Source organism: Promicromonospora kroppenstedtii DSM 19349 (assembly GCF_000515355.1).
In the GTDB taxonomy this organism is placed as follows: Bacteria; Actinomycetota; Actinomycetes; order Actinomycetales; family Cellulomonadaceae; genus Promicromonospora; species Promicromonospora kroppenstedtii.
Genome location: NZ_KI911609.1, coordinates 1 through 1,691, shown reverse-complemented (window position 1 = coordinate 1,691; position 1,691 = coordinate 1). Strand labels below are relative to the sequence as shown.

Here is a 1,691-nt window from a genome sequence, read left to right as displayed (position 1 = left end):
GGCGGACTCGGCGACGTCGGCCGCCAAGGAGGCCGCGGCCGCGGCGTCGGCGGCCCAGCAGGTCGCGGACGCCGCGACGAAGAAGGCGGCCACGGCCACCACGTTCGCCTTCGTCGGCATCGCGCTGGCCGTGGTGGCCGCGGTGCTCGGGTTCGTGGTCTGATCAGGAACCAGCGTCTGGCAAGGAACTAGCGGGGATCGTCGAGGTCGGTGCCGGCGCGCAGCACGAAGCGCCGGTGCCGAGGCTCGCGCCGGTGCCCGCCGTAGTACGTCGGCTCCTCCAGGACCGGCGCGTAGGTGACCCGGGGGCCGGTGAACAGCTCGTCCAGCAGCGCGGCGAACGCCGCGTCGACCGGCGAGGACACCGGCGGCGCGACGGGCCGGCCGAGCGCCTGACCTTCCGTGGATTCGTACATGTGTTCGAGTATATCCGCCGCCCGGACCGGAGTCCATCGAATGCGTTGGCCATGGTCGAAGGACCGCCGTTACGGTCGGCGGATGATCCTCAGCCACGACTCCACGGGCTCCGGCCCCGCCGTCCTGCTCCTGCACGCCGGCGTCGCCGACTCCCGCATGTGGGACCCGCAGCGGGCTCCCCTGGGCCAGCACCGCCGCGTCGTCCGCTGCGACCTGCGCGGCTACGGCGACACCCCCCTGACCAGCGCGCGGTTCGACAACGCGAGCGACGTCAAGGCGCTGCTCGACTCGCTCGGCGAGCGCCCCGTGGCGATCGTCGCGGCGTCGGCGGGCGGAGAGGTCGCGCTCCAGGTGGCCTCCGAGTGGCCCGACCTCGTGTCGCACCTCGTGCTCCTCAACTCTGCCTTCGACCTGCCGCCCACCCGTTCGGTGCTGCGGTTCGCCCGCCGCGAGGACGCCCTCCTGGAGGCCGGCGACGTCGAGGGCGCCACCGAGCTGAACGTGGCGACCTGGCTCGGCCCCGACGCGGACGACGACGCCCGCGAGCTGGTGCGCACGATGCAACGCCACGCCTTCGAGGTACAGCTCGCGGCGGGCGACGACATCAACCAGGAGCCGGGCCCCCAGATCGACCTGGCGGCGATCACGGCCCGCACGCTGGTCGTCTCCGGCGGTCAGGACCTCGACCACTTCCGCGCCATCGCGAACCACCTGGCCGGGCAGATCCCCGGCGCCCGGCACACCCAGCTCGGCTGGGCGGGTCACCTGCCGAACCTGGAGCGTCCCGACGAGGTGACGAAGCTGGTCAGCGAGTTCCTGGACGAGCCGCGCGGCTGAGGTCGCGGGCCGTGTCCAGGTAGCCGCGGGTCACGCGGTCCTGGACGCGGTGAGCGGCCGACGGGACGATCCGGGAGCCCCAGAAGTCGTGTCGCGCCACGGCGTGGATCTCGAAGACGAGTCCTTCCCCCGCGCGCCGCACGCGGAAGGACTCCACGCCCGTCTCCGGGTGGTGCGGCAGCGTCGCGTAGGTGAACCCGGCCTCGTCGGGCTCCCGGACGACGTCGACCACCCGGCACGGGGCGGTGAACCACAGCGGCCCCACGTGCACGGCCTGCACCACGGTCACCCCGACGTCGACCGGTCCGGTCGGGGCGATCGTCAGCCCGGCCCCGCGGTGCACGGCCCAGCCGAACAGCGCGTCGGCGGTCGACGTGAGCGACGCGCCCGGCTCCAGGTCCATCCGCTCGCGCAGCACACGGGCGCGCGGCGGCGGC

3 protein-coding genes are annotated in these 1,691 nt (G+C 74.0%); 1 reads left to right on the top strand and 2 read right to left on the bottom strand.

The features are described from left to right. Positions 1–188: 188 nt before the first annotated feature. A complete protein-coding gene (locus PROKR_RS03795) occupies positions 189–416 on the bottom strand; it encodes a hypothetical protein (protein WP_036959673.1) in 228 nt (75 codons plus the stop codon). Between the two features lie 82 nt (positions 417–498). On the opposite strand from PROKR_RS03795, the gene PROKR_RS03790 reads away from it, so the two are divergent. Next, positions 499–1,254, top strand: a complete 756-nt coding sequence (locus PROKR_RS03790; protein ID WP_036959667.1) for an alpha/beta fold hydrolase — start codon at positions 499–501, stop codon at positions 1,252–1,254. Here PROKR_RS03790 and PROKR_RS03785 read toward each other — a convergent pair. Beyond that, positions 1,223–1,691: DUF1990 family protein (locus tag PROKR_RS03785; protein WP_051432644.1), on the bottom strand; the 469-nt coding region annotated here is incomplete at its 5' end. The genes PROKR_RS03790 and PROKR_RS03785 overlap by 32 nt on opposite strands.